This window comes from Streptomyces scabichelini (assembly GCF_011045015.1).
GTDB classification, from domain to species: Bacteria; Actinomycetota; Actinomycetes; order Streptomycetales; family Streptomycetaceae; genus Streptomyces; species Streptomyces scabichelini.
The window spans coordinates 1-1899 of sequence record NZ_JAAKZY010000453.1 but is presented as its reverse complement, the minus strand read 5'-3'; the positions used below and the strand labels follow the sequence as shown (position 1 = coordinate 1899).

Here is a 1899-nt window from a genome sequence, read left to right as displayed (position 1 = left end):
GCCCCCGACCCCGACGCCGTCCCCGACACCGCCTCCGCCCTCCTCAACTTCGACGGCATCTCCTACGCCAAGGGCGCCTCCGCACTGCGCCAACTCGTCGCCTGGCTCGGCGAAAAGGACTTCCTCGCCGGCATCAACACCCACTTCGCCCGGCACAAGTTCGCCAACGCCACCCTCGCCGACTTCATCACCTCCCTCGCCGACGCCACCGAACGCGACGTCCACGCCTGGGCCGACTCCTGGCTGCGCACCACCGGCGTCGACACCCTCACCCCGAAGATCGCCCCCACCGACAACGGCACCTGCGCCCTCACCGTCTCGCACGCCGGCAGCCGCCCCCACCGCATCGCCGTCGGCCTGTACGACCGGGACCTCAGCGACGAAAGCCGCCTCACCCTCCGCGAACGCCTCGAACTCGACATCCCCCAGACCGAGCCGGCCCACCCCATCGGCAAACGCCCCGCCCTGCTGGTCCTCAACGACGGCGACCTGTCCTACGCCAAGATCCGCTTCGACCCCGAATCCTTCGCGACCGTACGCGCCGAACTGTCCGCCCTGCCCGAACCACTGACCCGCGCCGTCGTCTGGAACGCCCTGCGCGACTGCGTACGCGACGGCGAACTCGCCCCCACCGCCTACCTCGAGGCCGCCCGCGCCCACCTCCCGCACGAGACCGACCTCGCCCTCGTCCAGGGCGTCCTCGCCTTCGCCACCACCCAGGTCGCCGACCGCTACCTGCCCGCCCACGACCGGCCCGCCGCCCTCACCACCCTCACCTCCCTGTGCCGCGACCTCATCCGCCGCACCGAGGACGGCTCCCACCCCGGCCTGCGCCTCACCGCCGTACGCCACTTCATCGACGCCGCCGCCCAGCCCGACACGATCAGCGCCTGGTTCTCCGAAGGCACCGTCCCCGGCGGCCCCGAACTCGACCCCGAACTGCGCTGGCGCATCCTCGGCCGCCTCGCCGTCCTCGGCGCCATCGACGACGCCGTCATCGAGGCCGAACTCGTCCAGGACCCCAGCGCCATCGGCAAGCAAGGCGCCGCCCGCTGCCACGCCGCCCTCCCCGACCCCCAGGCCAAACGCCAGGCCTGGGAGGACATGTTCGCCGGCGACGACCTCTCCAACTACCTGTTCACCGCCACCGCCCAGGGCTTCTGGCAACCCGAACAACTCGACCTCGTACGGGACTTCGTCCCCCGCTACTTCGACGACGCGGTGGCCGTAGCGGCCCGCCGGGGCCCCGCCATGGCCGAGGCAGCGGGCCGCTGGGCGTTCCCGGTCTACGCGATCTCACCCGAGACACTCCGCTTGGGCGAACAGTGCCTGAACGAGACGAACCCGATCCCGGCGTTGCAGCGCAAGCTGGTGGACCAACTCGATGACATGGGGCGAGCGTTGAAAGTAAGGGAGGCGTAAGCCGCGCCCCGAGGGGGCCGTAGGCCCCCAGGGGCGCGGGGAACTGCGCGACCAGCCACACACGACCCGCAGTTTTCGCACCGGCCGCTTCCCGCCGAGCTCCATACCCGCTCAACCTGCGGAGAGCGCCGTACCTCCATTCGGGTTCCGATCGTTGGGCTTCCGGGCGCGCAGCCCCAACCCCGCGCCCCGGAGGACGACCATGAGCCCGCTCGCCTCAGGCCCCCAAGGGCCAACCACCCTACGGCCGTTACTCACCACCGTGCTCGACGCGCTACGGACCGGCGCCGCCGCCCGAGGCGGCCCGCTCCCCGCCGGCGGCCCGGCCGCCGTCGCCGCACGCATACGGGCCGCCGTCGGCGAGACCCTCCCCCAGCAAGGCGACGCGGACGCGCTACGCACCCTCGTCCACGCCTTCGCGGCAGGCGCCGCCGACCCCGCCGACCCCCTGTGCACCGCCCACCTACACTGCCCGCC

At 72.6% G+C, this 1899-nt stretch carries 1 protein-coding gene and 1 pseudogene; both read left to right on the top strand.

Annotation, left to right across the window (positions count from 1 at the left end; genetic code table 11):
* On the top strand, positions 1-1422 hold a 1422-nt coding region (locus G5C60_RS50600; protein WP_206441021.1), incomplete at its 5' end, for an ERAP1-like C-terminal domain-containing protein.
* Between the two features lie 202 nt (positions 1423-1624).
* A pseudogene (locus G5C60_RS50595) lies at positions 1625-1899 on the top strand (aspartate aminotransferase family protein); the annotation flags it as partial.